This is a genomic window from Janthinobacterium sp. (genome assembly GCF_009923995.1).
Taxonomy (GTDB): Bacteria; Pseudomonadota; Gammaproteobacteria; order Burkholderiales; family Burkholderiaceae_D; genus Janthinobacterium.
In genome coordinates this window covers 15,792-37,680 of sequence record NZ_RFSK01000001.1, presented here as the reverse complement: position 1 = coordinate 37,680, position 21,889 = coordinate 15,792, and the positions used below count along the sequence as shown (strand labels likewise).

Genomic DNA, 21,889 nt, shown 5'->3' with positions numbered 1-21,889 from the left:
GACAAGCATGAGAAAGATCAACGCCATCACCGTGGCGCTGCTGGGGGCGTGCGCCCACGGCGCGTGCACCAGCGCCCAGGCGCAGAGCAGCGTCACCGTGTACGGAGTGCTCGACAGCTCCGTGGCCTACACGACGAATGTCAATGCGGCCGGCGACAGCCTGGCCAAGGTGCCGACCCTCACGGGTTCCTTGCCCTCGCGCCTGGGCTTCAAGGGCGTGGAAGACCTGGGCGGCGGCCTGCAAGCCATCTTTGCGCTGGAATCGGGCTTCGGCGTCGATACGGGCATCGCGGGGCAGGGCGGTCGCCTGTTCGGCCGCCAGTCGTGGGTGGGGCTGAAGGGGCGCTACGGCAGCGTGATGCTGGGCCGGCAGATGAACATGTCGTTCTGGGCCACGCAGAAGTCCGACATCATGGGGCCGGCCCTGTTTTCCATCAGCAGCCTTGACCTGTACCTGCCGAATGCGCGCAGCGACAACGCCATCGGCTACCTGGGCACGTTTTCCGATGTGACGGTGGGCGCCACCTACAGTCCGGGGCGCGATGCCTCGGCGGCGGGCGGTCCGGCCGCCACGGGCTGCGCGGGCGAAGTGGCGGGCAATGCGAAGGCTTGCCGCCAGATCACCGCCTTGCTGGGCTACGACACGGGCCGCTACGGCGCCACGGCCTCATACGACATCATGTACGGCAACGCGGGCGCCGCCAACGGACTCACGTCGAGCCGCCACTTCGACCGCCGCGTGATTGCCAGCGCCTACGCCATGGCCGGCCAGCTGAAAATCGGTGGCGGCATCATCGACCGCAGCATCCGCGCCGCCACGGGGCCCGTAGCCTCGCAGCTGCTGTATCTGGGCGCCGCGTATCCGCTGGCACCGGCGCTGGTGCTCGACGGCCAGGCCGCCCGGCTGGCCGTGAAGGACAGCCCGAACGACACCACCCTGGCCACCGCGCGCCTGACCTATCACCTGTCGAAGCGCACGGCCATCTACGGCGCCATCGGCCGCATGGACAACGGCGGCGCGGCCGCCGTGGCGCTGGACGCGGGCGGCACGGTGGGCGCGGGACGCACGCAGAATGGGGTGATGGCGGGCGTGCGCCACTTCTTTTAATTGCCCTGCATGTCGTGGCGGTAGCGCGCGGGCGGCAGCTCGAACTGGGTCCTGAAGAAGCGGGTAAACGCGCTCTGCGAGGAAAAGCCCAGGCGCTCGCCGATTTCCGCCACGCTCAAGGTGGTGTCGCGCAGCAGGCGGCGCGATTCGCGGCTCTTGGCGCGCAGCTCCAGCGCACGGAACGAGGTGCGCTCCTGCTGCAGCTGGCGCTGCAGGGTCCAGCGGTTCATCGCCAGGCCGTCGCACAGGGCCGGCAGCAGCGAGGCGCCGTCGGCGTCCGCCTGCCGCCCCAGCAGGTCGATGATGGCCTGCTCCACGCGGGCGGAAAACAGCTGCGCGCCCTGCAGCTGCTGTAATTGCCCCTGCGCGTGCCGCAGCGCGTGCGGCGCCAGCGTGGGATTGAACTGCGCGAAGGGCCGGTCCAGGTCGGGCGCATCGAACACCAGCGTATTGCGCGCCTGCCCGTAGCTGGCGCTGGCGCCGAAGCATTCCGAGATGGCGGACGCGAACCACGGCGCCTTGCCGCGGAAATGCGCGCGGAAAGCCGTGGGCGCGCCCGTATCGTAGGCGCGCGCCACCAGCGACAGCATGCGGAAATTGGCCAGCGCCTGCATGGCGCCACCGGCCGGACAGAATTCGGACAGGTATTCGATCTCGATGCGCGTGCCGCTCTCGCTCATCAGCATGAAGTCGAATTCGCCGATCAGCCCGCGCAGGTGCAGCAGCTCGTGCAGGGCGCTGCGCAGGGTGGGGCGGTTGAAGCAGACGTGGGCGACGCCGGAAAAATGCGCGAACCACTGCGTCACGTCGAGGTCGAGGATGCCGCGCTGCGGCGGCAGCTGCTGGGCATAGGCCGTCATGCGCCGGTGCCGCTCGGCATTGATGCGGCCCCCCGGCTCGTCCAGCTGCGCCGGCGTGATGCCCGTGTGGCGGAAGAAGTCGGCGGGATCGTGGCCATCGGCCTGCAAGGCGCGCGCGCATTGCTGCGCGATCCGGTTCGAGACCGTGCGCGTGTCGGGTTTATGCAAGGGTGTCTCCTGCTTGTTGTAGTAATTTTTCACAAATATTAGCACTTTGTAGGAGATTGTTGGTTGTCGTGCCGCCTAACCAAAAATTGTTTTCGCCGGTATAAAACGCGTGCTGCGCGGTCAAGAAACTCACGGATTCTCACGCTATATTGTTTGCGGGGTGGCCTTGCCGCCACACCCGCTACCTACAATAAAATTGGGAGACTTCCATGCATTGCACTATGAAACCGATGGCCCGCGTGGTCGCCGGCTGCGTCGCCACGCTTGCCCTGGCCGCCTGCGGCAACGATACCGTCAGCGAGGCATACACGCAGCCCGTGTTTGGCGCCACCACCTTCAATCTGGTCAAGGTCGACGGCTATACCTTCAAGGACATGAACCGCAACGGCAAGATCGACCCGTACGAGGACTGGCGCCTGTCGGCCGAGGCGCGCGCCGACGACCTGCTGTCGCGCATGACCCTCGACGAGAAGGCGGGCCTGATGATGCATGGCACGGCGCCCACCGTGTCCGACCCTTCCGGCATCGGCCTCGGTGGCGCGTATGACCTGGCGGCCCTGCAGGACCTGGTCGTCAAGCAGTACGTCAACACCTTCATCACCCGCATGGCGGGCGACACGGCCAACATGGCGGCCCAGTACAACAAGCTGCAGGCCCTGAGCGAAACCTCGCGCCATGGCATTCCCGTCTCCATCAGCACGGACCCGCGCCACCATTTCCAGTACACGGTGGGCGCCAGCGCGGGTACCAAGGGTTTCTCCCAATGGCCGGAAACCCTGGGCCTGGCGGCCATCGGCGACGACGCGCTGGTGCGCCGCTTCGGCGACATCGCGCGCCAGGAATACCTGGCCGTCGGCATCACGCAGGCCCTGTCGCCGCAGGCCGACCTGGCCACGGAACCGCGCTGGGCGCGCATCAACGGCACCTTCGGCGAGGATGCGGATCTGGCCAAGCGCATGGTGCAGCACTATATCGAAGGCTTCCAGGATGGCAATACGGGCCTGCATGACGGCAGCGTGGTGGCCGTCGTCAAGCACTGGGTCGGCTACGGCGCGACGAAGGAGGGCTTCGATGGCCACAATTACTATGGCCGCTACATGACTTACCCGGGCAACAACTTCGCGTATCACGTCAAGCCGTTCGAGGGCGCGTTCGCGGCCAGGGCCGCTTCCGTCATGCCCACCTACGCGCTGCCGGACGGCAACATCACCATCGACGGCATCACCCTGGAGCAGGTGGCGGCCGGCTTCAGCAAGACCCTGCTGACGGATTTGCTGCGTGGCAAGTACGGCTTCGAAGGCGTGATCCTGTCCGACTGGGGCATCACCTCCGATTGCGACGCCAACTGCCGCAACGGCACGCCGCCTGGCGTCGCGCCATCCTTCATCGGCTTCGGCACGCCGTGGGGCATGGAAGACGCCACCAAGGCCGAACGTTACGTGAAAGCCGTGACGGCGGGCATGGACCAGTTTGGCGGCGTGACGGAAGCGCCGTACCTGACCCAGGCCGTGCAGCGGGGCCAGCTGACGGAAGCGCGCATCAACGCCTCGGCGCGGCGCATCCTGGTGCAGAAGTTCAAGCAGGGCCTGTTCGAGCACCCCTTCGTCGATGCGGCCAAGGCGGCTGCCACGGTGGGCAAGGCGGACTTCGTCGAGGCGGGCCTGGACGCGCAGCGCCGTTCGCTGGTGCTGCTGGAAAACAAGGACAAGGTGCTGCCGCTGGCGGCCACGGTGAAGAAGGTCTACCTGTACGGCATCGATACGGCCGTGGCGAAGCAGTATGGCTACACGGTGGTGGCGACGCCGCAGGAGGCGGACGTGGCCCTGCTGCGCGTGGCCGCGCCGTATGAAACCCTGCACCCGAACTACATCTTCGGCAGCATGCAGCACGAGGGGCGCCTCGATTACGCGGACGGCAATGCCGACTACGAGGCGATCAAGAACGCGGCGAAATTCGCGCCGAAGACGGTGGTCACCGTGTACCTGGACCGCCCGGCCATCCTCGCCAACGTGCAGGACAAGGCCAGTGCCATCATCGCCAACTTCGGCGTGAGCGACGGGGCGCTGTTCGATGTCCTGACGGGCAAGGCCAAGCCGCAAGGCAAGCTGCCGTTCGAGCTGCCCTCGTCGATGGCCGAGGTGCTGGTGCAGAAATCGGACGTGCCGTATGACACGGCGCATCCGCTGTACAAGTTCGGCTACGGCCTGGGGTACTAGGCGCCCCTGCCGTCAGCGCAGGGTAATCCAGCTGCGCTCCTGCACGGAGCGCAGCGCCGCCTCGATCACCCTGTCCACTTCGTAGCCGTCGCGGAAGGTGGGCCAGACCGGCTTGCCGCCGGCGATGGCCTGCAGGAAGTCGCGCGCCTCGATGACGATGGTGTCGTTATAGCCCGTGCCATGCCCCGCGCCCTGGGAAAAGGCGAGGAAGTCGGGGTGGGCAGGCCCCATCAGCAGGCGCTGGAAGCCCTGGCGCTGCGCCGGGCGGCCGGCGTCGTACAGCCACAGTTCATTCTGGTTTTCCTGGTCGAAGGCGATCGCCCCTTTCGTCCCCGTGATGCGGTAGGTGTAGCCCATCTTGCGTCCCGCGGCCACGCGGCTGAAGGTCAGCGCCCCGAGCGCGCCGCTGGCAAAGCGCAGCATCACATTCCCCTGGTCGTCGTTGTCCACCGTTTCCATGCCATGCGGGCCGTCGCGCCGCGCATGCACGGTATTCATGTCGGCCACCAGCGAGTCGACGGGGCCGGCCAGGCGCAGGGCCAGGTTGACCAGGTGCGAGCCGACGTCGGCCAGCGCGCCGGCGCGCGTTGCCGTCGCCTCCCGCGTGCGCCACGAGGCTGGGGCACGCGGGTCGTGCAGGTAGTCTTCCACGTGTTCGGCGGCGACGTGGATGATCTCGCCGATTTCGCCGGACTCGATGATCTGCCGCGCCAGCTGGCTGGCCGGCGTGCGGATGTAGTTGTAGCCGACCATGTTGGCCACGCCCGCGCTTTCCGCCGCCTGCGCCAGCTGCAGCGATTCGGCGGCGGAAAATCCCAGCGGCTTTTCGCAGAACACGGGCTTGCCCTGAGCCAGCGCCGCCAGCACGATGTCCTTGTGCGTGGCCGGCGGGGTGGCGACGATGACGGCGCCGATGGCGGGATCACGGACCAGCGCGCGCCAGTCTCCCGTGGACCTGTTCCAGCCCAGTTCCCGCGCGCTGCGGGCCGCACCGTCGTCGCTGCTGGTGCTGATGCATTCGCACACGGGATTCAGGGACACGGGAAAGATGCTGCGCACGGTCTTGCAGGCGATGGTGTGGGCCTTGCCCATGTAGCCGGCGCCGATCAGGCCGATGTTGATGTCTTGCATAGGGAGTCTCCGTAAGTGTCGCGCGTTGGGGGATTCAGGCTTGCTGGCGCCAGGCGTGGCTGTCCAGCGCGTCCGCAAGGCGCGCCGGTGGCCAGTCCTGTTCCAGCGCCTGCAGCATGATCTGCTGCTGCGTGGGCGGCGCCATGCCGCCTATGGGCTGGTCGCGATCGAGGTTGCAGGGGAAGGCATAGCCTTCGGCGCAGGCGGCGATCGCGTGCCGGGCACCGTCGCCGGACAGGACGCCGCGCGCCCGCAGCGCCTGCAGGGCCGGATACAGCGCGGCGCTCATGGCACGCCGGTCCAGCGCTTCCATGGCGCGCCCGAATGGCGAGGACACTTGCAGCAGGTTGGCCATGCGGCGGATGCCGGTCGAGCGGTTATGTCCTGCCGCGTGGAACAGGGCGGGGTTGAAGAACACGGCATCTCCCCTGGACAGCGGCAGCTGCACGCAATGCTGCGCGAAATAGTCGCGGAAAGGCCGCTGCTGCCAGGCGAGAAAGCCGGCCCGATAGCGCTGCGAGCCGGGCAGGTACAGCGTGGGACCCGATTCGAGCGGCATGTCGCAGTGGGCGACGGCGCCCTGCAAGGTCAATAGCGCGGACATCTGGTGCACGGGCGCGGGGTAGGCGGCGCAGGCGGTGGCGCTCTGGAAGCCCAGGTGGAAGTCGCGGTGCGGCGCCTGGGCGGCGCCGCCCGGATTGACGACGTTCACCTGCGCCGTCATCTGGTAGGCTGGGCCTAGCCAGGATTCGGCGATCCACGCGAAGACGGGGTTGGCGTAATAGCGGGCGAATGCCTCGGGGGCGCGCAGGCACAGTTTCTGCTGGGCGTTCCAGATGCGGTCATTCGCTCCCGGCTTGGCGAAATGGTCGCCGCCCGCCTGGCCGCTGGCATGCTGCCCGGCGATCAGGTTGCGAAACACGCCATTCACCTGTTCCAGCGTCTGCATGTCGGTGACGGCGCGCTGGAGCACGATGACGCCCGGGCCATCCATCAATGCCTTGCCCCATTCGGCCTGCAGCGCGCGCAGGGCCGCCGGATCGCCAGCCAGGCCACGCACGGCGTCGCAGTCGTAGAGCAGGATGTTTTCCCGCACCGCGGCGGCGTGGGGATAATCGGCCAGCGCCGTGCGCTCGCTGACGGCGGCGATAAAGTCTTGCAGGTCGCAGTCTTGCTGCGACAGCCAGAAGGGAGCGGGCGGCGCGGCGTCTGTGGTGGGCATGCGGTGTCTCCTGATTTAAGTTGTAGAATCAGTATAGGGATGGAAAAGGGCATTTTTCATCAGAAAATCCATCAAAAAACCATCAATTCCGCAACCGGAGGAGGCTCGGCATGACACATCCCTTTCCCGTCAAGGTCGTGGCCCTGCAGGCTGGCGTCAGCATGGCCACCGTCGACCGCGTGATCAAGGAGCGCGGCGGCGTGCACGCCAATACGGTGCGCCGCGTGATGCAGGCGCTCGATGAACTGGCGCGGCAAAGCACGCAGGTGGGCCTGTCCGGCAAAAAATTCATGCTCGACGTGCTGATGGTGGCGCCGCGCCGCTTTACCGATGCCGTGCGCACCGCGCTGGAAGCGGAACTGCCGTCCCTGCATCCGGCCGTGCTGCGCTCGCGCTTCCACCTGCACGAAACCCTGGACGCGGACGGCATCGTCGGCCTGCTGGAGCGCATCCGCAAGAACGGCAGCCACGGCGTGCTGCTCAAGGCGCCGGACCTGCCGCCGGTGGTGGCGGCCGTCGCGCGCCTGGCGGCGGCCGGCATCCCCGTGGTGACCCTGGTGACCGACTTGCCCGATTCGGCGCGCAGCAGCTACGTGGGCATGGACAACCGCGCGGCGGGCGAGACGGCCGCCTACCTGATCGGGCAGTGGATGGGCGGCGCGCGCAAGCGGCAGCAGGTGCTGGTGACCCTGAGCAGCAACCGCTTTCATGGCGAGGAAGAGCGCGAGATCGGCTTTCGCCGCGCGCTGCGCGAACGCCACCGGCACCTGAGCATCGTCGAAGTGAGCGAAGGCCATGGCATCGACGGCGCCACGGGCGCGCTGGTGCGCCAGGCGCTGGCCGGCCATCCGGGCATCGCCGCCGTGTATTCCATCGGCGGCGGCAATGCGGCCATCTTGCAGGCGTTCGCGCAGGCGGGACGGCGCTGCCAGGTCTTCGTCGGCCACGACCTCGATGCGGACAACCTGGCGCTGCTCCAGTCGGGCGCCATCCAGGCCGTGCTGCACCACGACCTGGGCCAGGACATGCGCCGCGCCTGCCAGGACATCCTGCGCGCGCGGGGCGCGCTGCCGCCGCTGGCGCCGTCGCACGCGCGGGCGGGCTGCCTGTCCGCCATCCAGGTCGTCACGCCGTGGAACCTGCCGGCCATGAATGGCCGCAATTGACAGTCACCCGGGGCTGGACGATACTCGTCGCTTCGCTCATCGCTCACCCCAGGAAGGAAATCCCCGATGTTCGTCTCCCCGCAATTGTGCAAGACCGTGCTTGCCGCCACACTCGCCACCGCATTTTCCACCGTGCTGGCCATGCCAGCCAGGGCCGCCGCCCCGGCCGCGGCCAGCGCATCGTCCGCCTGGGTCGAAGCCAGCAACCGCAATGCCGCCATCGTGCTGGCGGCGCAGGCGCAGTTTTCGCCTGAGCGCGCGTCCGACACGGGCCTGGCGCAGTACGACGGCCTGGCCGCCGACCTGGGGCCGAAGCTCACGGAGCGCTATGTGGCGGCCATGCAGCAGGCGCGCGCGCAGCTGCAGCAGAAGTTGGCGGCGGAAAAGGACGAGCGCATCCGCCAGGACTTGCAGATCCTGACGAATGCCGTCGACCAGTCCATCGCCGGTGCCCAGCTGGAAGCGAAGTACAGCCTGCCGTGGATGGACGTGCCGCAAATGGTCTTTGGCAGCATGCAAAGCCTGCTGCAGGAGCAGCGTCCGGCCGCGCGCCGCGCCAAGGCGCTCGAACGCCTGCAGCGCTACGTGGGCCAATTCCCCGGCAGCACGCCGCTCACGCAGCAGGCCAAGGCCCGCTTCACGGAAAAGATAGGCCAGCAGGGCCTGGCCGGCCCCGTGCGCATGCAGGTGGAGCAGTCGCTGGAAAACGTGCCGACGTATATCGCCGGCATCCGCAAGCTGTTCGCCGACATGAAGATCACCGGCGCGGAAAGCGCGCTGGCGGCCATGGAGCAGCAGCTCAATGACTACGCGGCGTGGGAGCGGCAAGTGGTGCTGCCCCTGTCGCGCACGGATTTCCGCATGGCGCCCGAGCTGTACGCCTTCCGCCTGAAGCAGGTGGGCATCGACATCGAGCCGCGCGCGCTGGTGGAGCGGGCGGAAGTGGCCTATCTGGAAACGCGCGCCGCCATGCAGGCGCTGGCGCCCGTGGTGGCGGCGAAAATGTCGCTCAAGGGCATCGATGGCACGGATTACCGCCAGGTGCTGCGCGCGCTGAAAAGCGATTCCATCCCAAACGAGCAGCTCGAAGCGCACTACAAGGGCGTCAACACGCAGCTCGAGGAGCGCATCCGCGCGCAGGGCGTGGTCGACGTGCCGCAGCGCGCGATGACCATGCGCCTGGCCTCGGCGGCCGAATCGGCGGCCCAGCCGGCGCCGCACATGCGTCCGCCTCCGCTGATCGGCAACACGGGAGAGCACGGCCAGTTCGTCCTCCCCGTCAGCAATCCGTCCAGCAGCGGCAAGGGCGAAGCATATGACGATTTCAATTTCGCGGGCGCCGCCTGGACCCTGAGCGCGCACGAGGGCCGCCCGGGCCACGAGCTGCAGTTCAGCGCCATGGTGGAGCGGGGCGTGTCGCAGGCGCGCAGCCTGTACGCGTTCAACAGCGTCAACGTGGAAGGCTGGGCGCTGTACGCGGAAGCGGAGATGATTCCCTACGAGCCGGCCGAGGGCCAGCTCATCGCGCTGCAGTTCCGCATGCTGCGCGCCGCGCGCGCCATGCTCGACCCGATGCTGAACCTGGGCCAGGTCACGCGCGAGGAGGCGGGCCGCATCCTGACGGAGGAAGTGATGCTGTCGAAACCGATGGCGCGCCAGGAACTGGACCGCTACACCTTCAAGATGCCGGGCCAGGCGGGCAGCTACTTCTATGGCTATACGCGCATCCTGCAGCTGCGCGCGGAGACGGAGCTGGCGCTGGGCGACAAGTTCGACCGCCTCGCCTTCAACAACTTCCTGCTGGGCCAGGGCCTGCTGCCGCCAGGCCTGCTGGCCAAGGCCGTGCGCGAGCACTTCATCCCCGAGCAGCGCAAGGCCAAGGGCTGACGCGACAGCGCGCCGCGCCGCGTTGTTCCGCATGCCATATACTGGCGTCCTTGACTTGATGACGTGGGTGTGGCTGCATGTGGCGTGGGATCGTTTTTGGCTTGCTGGCCGGCGCCTTCTGGGGCGCCGTTTTCATTGTGCCGGTGCTGCTGCCGGACTTTTCTCCCGTCGAACTGATGGTGGGGCGCTACGCCTGCTATGGCGCGCTGGCGGCGGGGCTGATGCTGCCCCGGCTCGTGCCCCTGCTGCGGCGTCTGCGGCGGGCCGACTGGCTGGCCATGCTGCGCCAGGCGCTGGCCGGCAACGTCGTGTATTACCTGCTGCTGGCGTATGGCGTCAAGCTGGCCGGCGTGGCGCCCACGTCGCTGATCATCGGCCTGCTGCCGCTGAGCGTGACGATAGTCGGCCACAAGGACCACGGCGCGCTGCCCCTGCGCCGCCTGGCCCCGCCGCTGCTGGTGGTGGCACTGGGCATCGCCTGCATCAATATCGATATCTTCAGCCATGCGGGCGCGGACGGCACCAGCCTGGCGCACAAGCTGCTCGGCGTGCTGTGCGCCGCCTGCGCTCTGGCCTGCTGGACCTGGTATGCGCTCGACAACGACCGCTTCCTCAAGCGCCATGCGCACGTCAGCGCCGTGGAATGGTCCATGCTGTATGGCCTGGCCAGCGGCGTCATCGCGCTGGCCGTCGGCGCCGTGGCGCTGGCGCTGCACCATGCCGGCCCCGCCGCTGGCGCGCCGGCGCGCGACTGGCCCCGCTTCTGGCTCGTCTGCCTGCTGCTGGCGCTGGGCGCGTCCGTGATCGGCAACTACCTGTGGAATCTGGCGTCGCGCCTGGTGCCCGTGACCCTGTCAGGCCAGCTGATCCTGTCCGAAACCCTGTTCGCGCTGCTGTATGGCTACCTGTACGCGCAGCGCATGCCGCGCCCGCTCGAGTGGGCGGCCATGCTGCTGCTGGCGGCGGGCGTGCTGTGGTCCGTGCATGCGCATGCGCGCGAGGAAGGGTGCAGGCAGTCTGCGGGGGCAGGGTAGAAAAGGCGCAGTTTTGCCTGCCATTCTGCTCTTGCCAGTCGTATAATCATGCTCATTTGCTGGCCACCCCGGGAGTTCCGCTTGCAGTTACCGATCCGTTATCCGAACATGCCGCAACTGCTGCTGAAGGCCCGCGACAGCCTGCTGCAGCACTTCCGTCCCATCCTCAATCATTTCGGCGTGACGGAGCAGCAGTGGCGCATCATGCGCGCCCTGAATGAAAGTCCGACCCTGGAGCCGCGCGAACTGTGCGACATCTGCCAGATTTCCAGTCCCAGCATGAGCGGCATCCTGGCGCGCATGGAAGAAATCGGCCTGATCGGGCGCAGCAAGTTCGAAGGCGACCAGCGCCGCCGCAAGGTGCACCTGTCGGAAGCGGGCGCCAGCCTGCTGGTACAGATGGGCAAGCTGATCGACTTGCAGTACGCCAACCTGGAACAGGCGTACGGCAAGCAAGTGTTCGATGACATGCGCCGCGCGCTCGAAGCCTTCATTGCCCTGGAAACCCTGCCCGTGGCGCCCGCCATCCTGCGCTGAGCGGTTTCCCCTCCCGTCACCTGACCGTCTTTGCGGCGCGTGTTTTTCAGCACGTGCCGCCGCTGATTTTTCCATGCTGTTTTTGATAATTTCCGCACGCTGCGGGGCTTGCGCCCGTGCGCCGCTACGTTTTGCTATAAGACCAATGAATGTTTTGCTATAAGACTATGCCTTACAGTCAATCACTTACATGTGAGTAATTCGGCGTATAATTTGCCTCACTTGATCCAAATCAAGAAGAAAAAGCGCACGTTCCGGCGATCAGGCGGAGCGGCAGCGCGGCGCCACCGCCGTATTTCCGTCTCCCGACGGAAAAAAATGGCAGGCGTACAATAAAACAGGAAAGTCAGGAAAAAAATGAAAACTACTTGCATGCGCGCCGTGGCGCTGGCTGCCGTTTCACTCGTCGGCGCAAACGTTTGCGCCCAGAGCAATGTCAGCATCTATGGCGTGGTCGACGCGGCGACCGCGTACACGAGCAACCAGGGCGGCAACTCGAATACCTATATGCGCAGCGGCAGTTTGTCCGCCAGCAAGATCGGTTTCCAGGGCGTGGAAGACCTGGGCGGCGACCTGAAGGCGCTGTTCTTGCTGGAAAGCGGCTTTGAAAGCGACACGGGCGCGCAAAGCACGGCCGGCTCGCTGTTCAACCGCCAGGCCTACGTGGGCTTGCAGTCGCAGGCCTACGGTACGCTGACGGCCGGCCGCCAGTACACGCCGTACTACCTGCTGGTCGGTTCCCTCGCGTCGAGCAATATCCTGACGGGCGCCACCGGCGCCCACCCTGGCGATATCGACGGCCTCGATACCACCGTGCGCATCAACAACTCCCTGAGCTACAGCACGCCGGTCTGGCGCGGCCTGCAGGCCAGCGCGCAGTACGGCTTCGGCGAAGCGGCCGACGGCAATGCCGTGGGCAGCAGCTTCAGCGCCGCCGTCAAGTACAGCACCTCGCCGGCCGAATTCGCGCTGGGCTACCTGAAACTGAAGAATGGCGAGAATGGCACGGGCTGGAGCGACAAGGCCTCGGCCAGCTTCGGCATCTCCGCCATCAACCAGGGCTATGCCACGGCCGACAGCATCCAGTACATCGCCGCCAGCGCGCGCTACACCATGGGCAAGTGGATGGTGGGCGCCAATGCCAGCAACGTGCAATACCAGGCCGGCACCCGCTCCGCCTTCCGCGATACGGCCATCTTCAACACGGCCGGCCTGATCTCCAGCTACCAGCTGACGCCGCGGTGGTTCCTGGCCGCCGGCTACAGCGACACCTTCGCCAGCCGCGCCAACGGCATCGCCGACCGCGCGCGCTACCGCCAGCTGTCGTTCGAGCAGAATTATGCGCTGTCGAAGCGTACCGCGATCTACCTGATCGAAGCGCGCCAGCTGGCGCGCGGCCAGACCCTGGGCCAGAACGGCGCCATCGTCGATGCCGTCGCCTCGGTCGGCGATTCGCAGAACGGCACGCCGTCGTCGGACGGCGGCCAGACGGTGGTCATGGTCGGTCTCAAGCACTCTTTCTGAACGGTTGCAGAACTCACGGGAGCTTCAATTGGACGCTACACATCACAAGGAGGGCCGCGGCCCTCTGAATCCCGGCCGCCGCATGGTGCTGGCCGGCTTGCTGTCGGCTTCGGCGGCGGCGCTGATTCCCTGGGCGCTGGCCGAGCCGGTCGCCAATGCGGAGCAGGGCGCCTTCCTCGGCGTGTCGGCCATGCTGGTCGGGCGCCAGGTGCTCGACCCGGCGCTGGCCAAGCGCCTGTACGACGCGCTGGTGGCGCAGGACGCCGCCTTCCCCGCGAATGTGCGCACGCTGCTGGCGCTGATCAATGCGCAGGGCTTGCAGGCCGCCGGCCTGCAGCAGGCGCTTGACGCGGCGCAGTCGCCGCTGGCGGCCCTGCCGCGCCAGATCGCCAGTGCCTGGTACCTGGGCATCGTCGGCACGGGCGAGGCGGCCGTCTGCGTCGCCTACGAGCAGGCGCTGAACGCGGCCGTCGTGGCCGACGTGCTCAAGCCGCCCACGTATTCCTACGGCGCCTACGGCAGCTGGGCCAGAAAACCAATTTAAGGAGCCATCATGGCTGAACAACTCTCCGCCGATTACCTCGTGATCGGCTCCGGCATCATCGGCTCCCTGGCCGCGCGCAAGCTCGCGCTGGCCGGCGCCTCGGTGCTGATCCTGGAAGCGGGACCGCGTGTCTCGCGCGGCGAAATCGTCGCCCGTTTCCGCAACACGACGCGCCGCAGCGACTGGATGTCGCCGTATCCGTCCGTCGCCACGGCGCCGCACCCGATCTACCAGCCGAAGGACAATGGCTACCTGGTGCAGGCCGGCCCGTATCCGTATCCGGCCGAATACATCCGCCAGTTTGGCGGCACCTCGTGGCACTGGGCCGCGCAGGCGTGGCGCAACGTGCCGAACGATTTCCGCATCCATACCCTGTACGGCGTGGGCGTCGACTGGCCCATCAGCTATGAAGACCTGGAGCCGTTCTACCAGGAAGCGGAAGAAATCATGGGCGTCTCCGGCGCGGAAAACACGGGCTCGCCGCGCAAGCAGGCCTTCCCGATGGATTCCGTGGCGGAGCCGTACGCCATGCGCCGCATCCGCGAGCGCCTCGACCCCACGTTCAAGGTGGTGGGCAACACGGTGGCGCGCAACAGCGTCAGCTACGGCGGCCGTCCCGCCTGCTGCGGCAACAACAGCTGCCAGCCGATCTGCCCCATCGACGCGCAATACCATGGCGGCATCGCCGCGCAGCAGGCCGAAGCGGCCGGCGTGCAGATCGTCTGCAATGCCAACGTCTACAAGCTGGAACACGATGCCCAGGGCCGCATCACGGCCGCGCTGTACTACGACGTCGACAAGAAGAGCCACCGGGTGACGGCCAAGACCTTCATCCTGGCCGCCAACGGCATCGAAAGCCCGCGCCTGCTGCTCGTTTCCGCTTCGGACAAGTACCCGAACGGCCTGGCCAACAGCAGCGACATGGTGGGCCGCAACCTGATGGACCACCCGAGCACTTCGATTACTTTCGACGCCGACGAAGACCTGTGGCTGGGCCGGGGCCCGCAAAGCCCCAATTCCATCAACACCATGCGCGACGGCGATTTCCGCAGCCAGCATTCGCCGTACCGCCTGGACTTCACGAACATCTCGCGCGTCGATGGCACGACCAAGGAGCTGATCGGCAATGGCGTGTTCGGCGAGGAGTTCGAACGGCAGCTGCGCTTCCGTTCGGCCCGCGAAATGAGCCTGAAAAACGTGCTGGAAGTGCTGCCGAACCCGGAAAACCGCATCGCCCTGAGCAGCGAAAAGGATGCCATGGGCATCCCCAAGCCGCAGGCGCACTATTCGATCGACGAGTACACCAAGCGGGGCCACGAGCGCTCGAAGCAGGATTTCGAGAATATCGCCAGACTGATGGGCGGCACCAATCTGCGCCACAGCAAGGAAGGCGTGTTTGCCAACAACCAGCACATCTGCGGCACCCTGTCGATGGGTTCCGACCCCGCCAAGGCCGTCTGCGACCAGTGGGGCCGCACTTTCGACCACGCCAACCTGTTCCTGTGCAGCACCGGCGTGCTGCCCACGTCCGGCACCTGCAACTCGACGGAAAACGGCCTGGCCGTGGCCTTGCGCACCGTCAAGCACATCCTCGACGAACAACAGGGAGCGACAGCATGATGGCGACCTTCAGAATGGCGGCCGGCGCCGCCTTGCTCTCGCTGGCCTTGCCCGTGCTGGCGGCCGGCCCCGACGCGGCGGCCATCGAGCGCGGCCGCTACCTGGCCACGGCCGGCGACTGCATCGCCTGCCATAGCGTGCCGGGCGGCAAACCGATGGCTGGCGGCTTGGCCCTGGCCACGCCGCTGGGGGCCATCGTTGCCACCAACATCACGCCATCGACCACGCACGGCATCGGCAAGTACACGCTCAAGCAGTTTTCCGACGCCGTGCGCCATGGCGTGCGCGCCGACGGCGCCAACCTGTATCCGGCCATGCCCTACACGGCCTACGCCAAGGTGACGGACGAGGACACGGCGGCCCTGTATGACTACTTCATGCACGGCGTGGCGGCCGTGGACGCGGCGCCGGCGCAGGCGACGGACCTGCCGTTCCCCTTCAATATCCGCCTGTCGATGGCGGGCTGGAACCTGCTCTTCCTGGACAAGAAGCCCTTCGTGGTCGATACGGCGAAGAGCATGGAATGGAACCGCGGCGCCTACCTGGCGCAGGGCCTGGCCCACTGCACCACCTGCCATACGCCGCGCAATGCGCTGATGGCCGAGCAGATGTCGAAGGAACTGGGCGGCGCCGACCTGGGCACCTGGTATGCGCCGAACATCACCTCGGACATCCACAGCGGCGTGGGCGGCTGGAGCCAGCAGGAACTGGTCGACTACCTGCGCACGGGCCGCGCGGCCAACAAGGCGCAGGCGGCGGGGCCGATGGCCGAAGCCATCGACCATAGCCTGAAGCACCTGAGCGACGCCGACCTGAACGCCATCGCCCACTACGTCAAGGGCGTGCCGGCCATCCGCGACAAGGCCGATACGCAGCCGGTGACGCAATGGGGCAAGGCGGGCGACGAGCTGGCCAGCATCCGCGGCGTGCCGCTGCCGCAAAACCTGAACAAGATGTCGGGTGCGCAGCTGTACGATGCGCAGTGCGCCAGCTGCCACCAGGCCAAGGGCGAGGGCAGTTTCGATGGCAGCCTGCCGCCCCTGTTCCACAACTCGGTGACGGGCCGCAGCAACAGCAACAACCTGGTGATGGCCATCCTCGATGGCGTGGAACGGCAGGATGGCAAGGGCAGCCATGCCGGCCATTTGATGCCGGCCTTCCGCCAGGCCCTGTCGGACGAGCAGATCGTCACCCTGGGCAATTACGTGCAGAAGATGTACGGCAATCCCGACGTCAAGGTGACGGCGGAACAGGTGACGACCCTGCGCAACGGCGGTCCCGCCTCGAACCTGATCGGCCTGGCCCGCGCGGGCATCATCGTCGGCGTGCTGGTGCTGCTGGCATTGCTGCTGTGGTGGCGCGGACGCCGGCGCAAGGATGCATAGGCACGTTAACAACACCCCCTGAAGCAACGGCTGGGGTCAGACCCAAAGGGTCTGGCCCCTTTTTTTATGCCGCAAAAATGCAACTGGCTTGCAGATATGGATTTCATGTACTATCATTGGTTACATGAGACGCGACAGCAAACTATCATCGATCCTCCATGTGCTGCTGCACATGGCCCACGCGGGACGCCCGATGACGTCCGAAGAACTCGCCGGCTACCTGGACACCAATCCCGTGCTGGTGCGGCGCGTGATGGCCGGCCTGCGCGAGCGGGGCTACGTGGCCTCGCTCAAGGGCCATGGCGGCGGCTGGCGCATCGCCTGCGACCTGCACGGCGTGACCCTGCACGACATTTACGTGGCCGTCGGGTCGCCCGCCATCTTCGCCATGGGCAACCGCGTCGAGCAGCCGGGCTGCCTGGTCGAGCAGGTAGTCAACCAGTCGCTGGCCGGCGCCTTCGACGAAGCCGAGACGCTGCTGCTGCGGCGCTTCGGCGCCGTCACCCTGGCCGACCTGGCCCAGCGCTTCAGCCAACAATACGCCACCCACCAAGGAGCACCGCATGCCCATTCCTGAATCCCAAGACGGGGGCGGCACCGCGCCTGCCGCCGCATCCGACGTCCCGTTCGACGCCATCATCGTCGGTGGCAGCTACGCGGGCCTGTCGGCCGCCACGCAGCTGGCGCGCGCCCGCCGCCGCGTTCTCGTGGTCGACGGCGGCCAGCGCCGCAACCGCTACGCCAGCCATTCCCACGGATTTCTCACTCGCGACGGAAGCGGGACGGCCGCCATCGCCGCCGAGGGCAAGGCGCAGCTGCTGGCGTATGCCAGCGTGTCCTGGCTGGACGGCACGGCCGTGGCAGCGGCGCCGTCGGGCGGCGGCAATGGCTACGACGTGACCCTGGCAGACGGCACGCTCGTGCGGGGCCGCCGGCTGGTGCTGGCCACCGGGGTGATCGACGAATTGCCGCCCGTCGCCGGCCTGGCCGAGCGCTGGGGCCGCAGCGTGTTTCACTGCCCGTATTGCCATGGCTATGAACTGGAGCAGGGCGCCATCGGCGTGCTGGCCACCGGCCCCCTCTCCATGCACCATGCGCTGATGCTGCCCGACTGGGGCACGGTGACTTTCTTTCTCAATGGCGCGTTCGAGCCCGATGCGGCGCAGCTGGACCAGCTGGCCGCGCGCGGCGTGACCGTGGTGCGTGCCCCCGTGGCGCGGATCGACGGCGAGGCCGACGTGGTCATGCAGGACGGCAGCCGCCACGCGATGGCCGGCCTGTTCGTGGCGACGCGCACGCGCCTGGCCAGCACCCTGGCCGCGCAGCTGGGCTGCGCGCTGGAAGAGGGTGCCATGGGCCCGTTCGTGCGCACCGACGAGCAAAAGGCCAGCAGCGTGCCGGGCGTCTTCTGCTGCGGCGACGCGGGCCGCATGGCCGGCAGCGTGGCGTTCGCCGTGGCCGACGGCGCCATGGCGGGCGTGGCCGCGCACCGCTCGCTGATGTTCGGGCTGGCCCCGGCAGCGTAATGCCGGGACCGTGGTGCGTGCTTGCGATCAGGCGGCAAAACCGCCGTCGATCTTCAGTCCCGCGCCCGTGACGAAGGCCGCCTCTTCGCTGGCCAGGTAGGCCACCATGCCGGCGATTTCCTCGGCGCTGCCGTGGCGGGGCAGGGCCATCAGGCCGTGCATCAGGTCGGCGAAGTCGCCCGTGGGCGGGTTCATGTCCGTGGCGACGGGGCCCGGTTCCACGTTGTTGATGGTGATGCCGCGCGGCCCCAGGTCGCGCGACAGGCCTTGCGTCAGGCCGCTCAGGGCCGACTTGCTCATGGCATAGGCGGCAGCGCCGCCGAACGGCATGCGGTGGGCATTCGTGCTGCCGATGTTGATGATGCGCCCGCCCGTCTGCATGTGCGCCACGGCGGCCTTGATGGCCACGAACACGGCGCGCACGTTGACGGCCACGGTCTTGTCGAAGTCCGCCAGCGAAAAATCGTCGATGGAACCGGGCAGGAACACGCCCGCGTTGTTGACGAGGATATCGAGCTTGCCAAACTGCGCCGCCACCTTGTCGATGGCCGCCGTCAGTGCGTCGGCATCGGCCGCATCGGCTTGCACGCCCAGGGCCTTGCCGCCGTTGGCCTCCACCTTGGCGGCCAGCGCCTGCGCTTCGGCGGCCGAGCTTTGATACGTGAAGACGACCGTGGCGCCTTGGCGCGCCAGGCGCTGGACGATGGCGGCGCCGATGCCGCGCGAGCCGCCCGTCACAAAAGCGATCTTGTCTTGCAGTGACAGGGAGGTGCTGGTGGTGGCTTGGGTTTGCATGATGGGCTTTCTGAGTGAGGAGTCGAGAAGCCCAGTATCTGCCTTTCATTCCTGCCGCGCTAGCCATGAATCGCTACAATCACTTTCAACTATGACGATCAAATAAGCGGGTAAAATGGGGCATGGACGCACTCAATCACTTGCCATCGTTCGTGCTGTCGGCCGAGCTGGGCAGCTTTTCGGCCGCCGCGCGCCGCCTGGGCCTGACGCCGGCCGCCGTCAGCAAGAACGTGGCGCGCCTGGAAGCGAGCCTGGGACTGCGGCTGTTCCAGCGCAGCACGCGGCGCCTGACCCTGACGGAAGGAGGCGAACGCTTCCTGCAGCAGGTCAAAGGCGCCCTGTCCACCTTGCAGGAAGCGATCGCCGGCGTGGCGGAAGAGGGCGGCCAGCCGGCAGGCATATTGAAAATCAGCATGGCGCCGTCGTTCGGCCGCAGCTACGTGGTTCCCCTGCTGGGTGACTTCATCGCACGCTATCCGGGCGTCATCCCCGACTGCCATTTCGACAACCGGCAAGTGGACCTGATCGGCGAGGGGTTTGACGTGGCCATCGGCGGCGGCATCGAACTGACGCCCGGCGTGGTGGCGCGCGAACTGGGCCACGCCCACATCGTCGCCACGGCGTCGCCCGCCTTCATGCGGGACAAAACCATGCCCGCGCATCCGCTTGACCTGGCGCACTTCGACGGCGTGGCGCGCCGCTCGGCCGGCAGCGGCAGGCTGCGCAGCTGGATACTGCGCGATGGCCGGGGGGGCGAAGGCGTGGCCGAATGCCGGCCCCGCGCCATCTTTGACGACCCGGAAGCGATGGCGCAGGCGGCCATCCTGGGCGTGGGCGTGGCGCTGTTGCCCATGCCGCACGCGCTGGCCCACTTGCGCAGCGGCGCCCTGATCCGGTTGCTGCCCGGCTGGCACGCCGACTCCGGCCCCCTGTCCGTGTACTATCCCAGCAAGAAGCTGCTGCCCGCGAAGACGCGCGTGTTCGTCGATTTTTTGCTGGAGCAGTTCCGCCAGCGCGATTTCGCCGCGCAGATGCGGCCCGATTGACGGGCGGGAGGCCGACAGCCTGGCGATAGCCGCCTGGTCTGCACCGTTGACGGCGACCGGTCCATCCGCGTGCCGCAGCGTGGGTGGCCGGCCCGGCGCGCTGGGACTTACGCCGCCACCAGCCTGAGTCGCGTAATTTCCGCCGGCGCGCCGATGCGTTTCGGCGGGCCCCAGTAGCCGGTGCCGCGGCTCACATAAATCCACAGGCGGCCGCGCCGGTGCAGTCCCGCCACGTAGGGCTGCTGCAGCGGCACGAACAGGTTCCACGGCCAGAACTGGCCGCCGTGCGTGTGGCCGGACAACTGCAGGTCGTAGCCGGCTGCCTCGGCCTCGGGCGCGCTGCGCGGCTGGTGCGCCAGCAGGATGCGGGGGATATGCGCCGGCGCGCCGGCGATGGCTGCTTGCGGATCGCTGCGTTGATCCGGGTCAAAGGCGCCCGCGTTGAAATCGGTGACGCCGGCGACGGCCAGGCGCGCGCCGTCGTGCTCGAGAATCACATGTTCGTTCATCAGCACGCGCAGGCCCAGGTGGCGGAACTCCGCCACCCACGGTGCGGCGCCCGAATAGTATTCGTGGTTGCCCGTCACCAGAAACACGCCATGGCGTGCGCGCAGCTCGCCCAGCGGCGCCGTGTGCGCGCCCAGCTGCGCCACCGTGCCGTCGACCACGTCGCCCGTGATGGCGATAAGGTCCGCCTGCAGGCCGTTGGCGCGCGCGACGATGGCCTCCACGTAGGCGCGCTTGATGGTGGCGCCCACGTGGATGTCGCTCAGCTGCACGATGGTCAGACCCTGCAGGGCGGTCGGCAGCCCGGCGATGGGCACGTCGACCTCGCGCACGCGTGCCACCCTGCGGGCGTTGATGAAGCCGACGACGGTGGCCAGCAGGGCCAGAACCAGGACGGCCACGGCGGAAGCCTGCGCGTGCGGGCGCGTGGCGGGAATCAGCATCAGCAGGGCGCGCAGCACCGTGAGCACGAACAGCGAGGAAAAAAAGCCCATGCACAGCGAACCGGCCCAGCTCAGGCGGTCGGCCAGGCGCGCATCGTGCGTGATGGCGCGGGCGAAGATCGTCATCGGCATCAGCATGGTCGAGGCCAGCAGCACGGCGCCGCCGAGCAGCCAGCCGGCCAGGCCGACGGGCAACGCCGGCAGCAGCAGCCAGCCCAGCAGGGCGTGCAGGGCGCCCAGTATCATGGTGATGCGCAGCAGGGGCGTGCGGGTTTTCATGTCATGGTTCCAGGAGTGGGGCGCCCAGGTAGGCGGAAGTGATGCGCGCGAAAGTGCCGTCCTGGCGCATCTGCCGGAACACGCGGTCGAAGGCGGCGGCCAGCGCCGGCGACGCGGCGCTCTTGCGGAACACGATATAGGTGTCGAAGCGCATGGAGGGCGACGATGGCGCCACGCGCGCGATGCCGCCCAGCTTCAGCTGCCGGACCGTGTACTGGCCGACGATGCCGTCCGCCAGCACGGCGTCGATGCGCTGCAGCGCCAGTTTCTGGAAATTGGCCGCATCCGTCGGCACTTCGGCGATGCTCCAGCGCCCCTGCGCGGCGCCGGCGGCGATGGCCTCGGGCAGGCGGAAGCCGGCGCGCACGCCGATCACCTTGCCGGCCAGGTCGTCCAGCCTGCCCACGGCCGGCAAGGCATGGGCCGGCTGCGCGGCCTGGCGTACGAACAGCGCGTATTCGGTCGGCTGCAGGGGCACCTTGCCGAATTCCAGGTACTGCTCGCGCGCCGGCGTGCGGCTCATGGCGAAGGCGCAATCGACCGTGCCTTGCGGCCTGGCCAGTTCACTTTCCAGGCGGCGCCACGGCATGGCGCGAAATTCGATGGCGATGCCCAGCCGCGCCGCGGCTTCGCGCAGCACGTCCACGTTCAAGCCTTCGATGCGTCCCTGGTTCTGCATGAAGTAGGGCACGAAAAGGTCGTCATGGCAGACCAGCCTGGCCGGCAGGGCGTCGTCGGCGCGGGCCGGCGCCGCCAGCAGGGCCGTGGCGGCCCAGGCGGCGGCCAGCCATGCGCGGGGACGCAGGCGGTGAAAAAAAGGCACAGCAGCGCCATCGCACATCGGTTGTTGCCGCAATTGTTCATCCCAGGTGGCCCGAAACTGTCGCGTTT

At 67.6% G+C, this 21,889-nt stretch carries 19 protein-coding genes; 13 read left to right on the top strand and 6 right to left on the bottom strand.

All coding sequences use genetic code 11. The features are described from left to right. Window positions 1-7: 7 nt before the first annotated feature. On the top strand, window positions 8-1,108 hold the full coding sequence (locus EBS11_RS00165) for a porin (protein WP_290599583.1): 1,101 nt from the start codon (window positions 8-10) through the stop codon (window positions 1,106-1,108). Here EBS11_RS00165 and EBS11_RS00160 read toward each other — a convergent pair. Continuing rightward, entirely contained in the window at window positions 1,105-2,136 is a 1,032-nt protein-coding gene (locus EBS11_RS00160) for an AraC family transcriptional regulator (RefSeq protein ID WP_290599582.1), read from the bottom strand. The two genes, EBS11_RS00165 and EBS11_RS00160, sit on opposite strands and share 4 nt — an antisense overlap. A gap of 209 nt (window positions 2,137-2,345) precedes the next feature. On the opposite strand from EBS11_RS00160, the gene EBS11_RS00155 reads away from it, so the two are divergent. Next, window positions 2,346-4,352 carry a glycoside hydrolase family 3 N-terminal domain-containing protein gene (locus tag EBS11_RS00155; RefSeq protein WP_290599581.1) on the top strand — a complete coding sequence of 669 codons (2,007 nt, stop codon included), beginning with the start codon at window positions 2,346-2,348 and terminating at the stop codon, window positions 4,350-4,352. 12 nt (window positions 4,353-4,364) lie between these two features. On the opposite strand, the gene EBS11_RS00150 is transcribed toward EBS11_RS00155, so the two are convergent. Further along, window positions 4,365-5,483, bottom strand: a complete 1,119-nt coding sequence (locus tag EBS11_RS00150; protein ID WP_290599574.1) for a Gfo/Idh/MocA family oxidoreductase — start codon at window positions 5,481-5,483, stop codon at window positions 4,365-4,367. A 34-nt stretch (window positions 5,484-5,517) separates the two neighbouring features. After that, a complete protein-coding gene (locus EBS11_RS00145) occupies window positions 5,518-6,705 on the bottom strand; it encodes a phytanoyl-CoA dioxygenase family protein (protein WP_290599572.1) in 1,188 nt (395 codons plus the stop codon). A gap of 110 nt (window positions 6,706-6,815) precedes the next feature. On the opposite strand from EBS11_RS00145, the gene EBS11_RS00140 reads away from it, so the two are divergent. From EBS11_RS00140 to EBS11_RS00095, 10 genes are all read left to right on the top strand, one after another. Next, on the top strand, window positions 6,816-7,871 hold the full coding sequence (locus EBS11_RS00140; protein WP_290599571.1) for a LacI family DNA-binding transcriptional regulator: 1,056 nt from the start codon (window positions 6,816-6,818) through the stop codon (window positions 7,869-7,871). Window positions 7,872-7,937: 66 nt separating this feature from the next. Further along, the gene (locus tag EBS11_RS00135; RefSeq protein ID WP_290599570.1) at window positions 7,938-9,758 is read left to right on the top strand and encodes a DUF885 domain-containing protein; all 1,821 of its coding nucleotides are present in this window, start codon (window positions 7,938-7,940) and stop codon (window positions 9,756-9,758) included. A 77-nt stretch (window positions 9,759-9,835) separates the two neighbouring features. Next, window positions 9,836-10,792 carry a DMT family transporter gene (locus EBS11_RS00130; RefSeq protein ID WP_290599569.1) on the top strand — a complete coding sequence of 319 codons (957 nt, stop codon included), beginning with the start codon at window positions 9,836-9,838 and terminating at the stop codon, window positions 10,790-10,792. A gap of 81 nt (window positions 10,793-10,873) precedes the next feature. Further along, window positions 10,874-11,329: a homoprotocatechuate degradation operon regulator HpaR gene (hpaR, locus tag EBS11_RS00125; protein WP_290599568.1), complete on the top strand. Its 456-nt coding sequence runs from the start codon at window positions 10,874-10,876 to the stop codon at window positions 11,327-11,329. A 357-nt stretch (window positions 11,330-11,686) separates the two neighbouring features. Beyond that, window positions 11,687-12,853, top strand: a complete 1,167-nt coding sequence (locus tag EBS11_RS00120; protein ID WP_290599567.1) for a porin — start codon at window positions 11,687-11,689, stop codon at window positions 12,851-12,853. Between the two features lie 28 nt (window positions 12,854-12,881). Continuing rightward, entirely contained in the window at window positions 12,882-13,397 is a 516-nt protein-coding gene (locus EBS11_RS00115) for a sugar dehydrogenase complex small subunit (protein WP_290599566.1), read from the top strand. A gap of 9 nt (window positions 13,398-13,406) precedes the next feature. Beyond that, window positions 13,407-15,017 carry a GMC family oxidoreductase gene (locus EBS11_RS00110; protein WP_290599565.1) on the top strand — a complete coding sequence of 537 codons (1,611 nt, stop codon included), beginning with the start codon at window positions 13,407-13,409 and terminating at the stop codon, window positions 15,015-15,017. Then, window positions 15,014-16,402, top strand: coding sequence for a cytochrome c (locus EBS11_RS00105; RefSeq protein ID WP_290599564.1), 1,389 nt, complete (start codon window positions 15,014-15,016; stop codon window positions 16,400-16,402). The genes EBS11_RS00110 and EBS11_RS00105 overlap by 4 nt, the downstream gene beginning before the upstream one ends. A 124-nt stretch (window positions 16,403-16,526) precedes the next feature. After that, on the top strand, window positions 16,527-16,979 hold the full coding sequence (locus EBS11_RS00100; protein WP_290599563.1) for an Rrf2 family transcriptional regulator: 453 nt from the start codon (window positions 16,527-16,529) through the stop codon (window positions 16,977-16,979). Next, window positions 16,966-17,928, top strand: coding sequence for an NAD(P)/FAD-dependent oxidoreductase (locus EBS11_RS00095; RefSeq protein WP_290599562.1), 963 nt, complete (start codon window positions 16,966-16,968; stop codon window positions 17,926-17,928). Before EBS11_RS00100 ends, EBS11_RS00095 begins: the two co-directional genes overlap by 14 nt. A gap of 27 nt (window positions 17,929-17,955) precedes the next feature. On the opposite strand, the gene EBS11_RS00090 is transcribed toward EBS11_RS00095, so the two are convergent. Then, window positions 17,956-18,723 carry an SDR family oxidoreductase gene (locus EBS11_RS00090; RefSeq protein WP_290599561.1) on the bottom strand — a complete coding sequence of 256 codons (768 nt, stop codon included), beginning with the start codon at window positions 18,721-18,723 and terminating at the stop codon, window positions 17,956-17,958. A 122-nt stretch (window positions 18,724-18,845) separates the two neighbouring features. On the opposite strand from EBS11_RS00090, the gene EBS11_RS00085 reads away from it, so the two are divergent. Then, the gene (locus EBS11_RS00085) at window positions 18,846-19,769 is read left to right on the top strand and encodes a LysR family transcriptional regulator (RefSeq protein WP_290599560.1); all 924 of its coding nucleotides are present in this window, start codon (window positions 18,846-18,848) and stop codon (window positions 19,767-19,769) included. A gap of 107 nt (window positions 19,770-19,876) precedes the next feature. Here the strand turns inward: EBS11_RS00085 and EBS11_RS00080 are convergent, their stop codons facing one another. Next, entirely contained in the window at window positions 19,877-20,998 is a 1,122-nt protein-coding gene (locus EBS11_RS00080) for a metallophosphoesterase (protein WP_290599559.1), read from the bottom strand. Window position 20,999: 1 nt separating this feature from the next. After that, window positions 21,000-21,821: a transporter substrate-binding domain-containing protein gene (locus tag EBS11_RS00075; protein ID WP_290599558.1), complete on the bottom strand. Its 822-nt coding sequence runs from the start codon at window positions 21,819-21,821 to the stop codon at window positions 21,000-21,002. Window positions 21,822-21,889 lie beyond the last annotated feature (68 nt).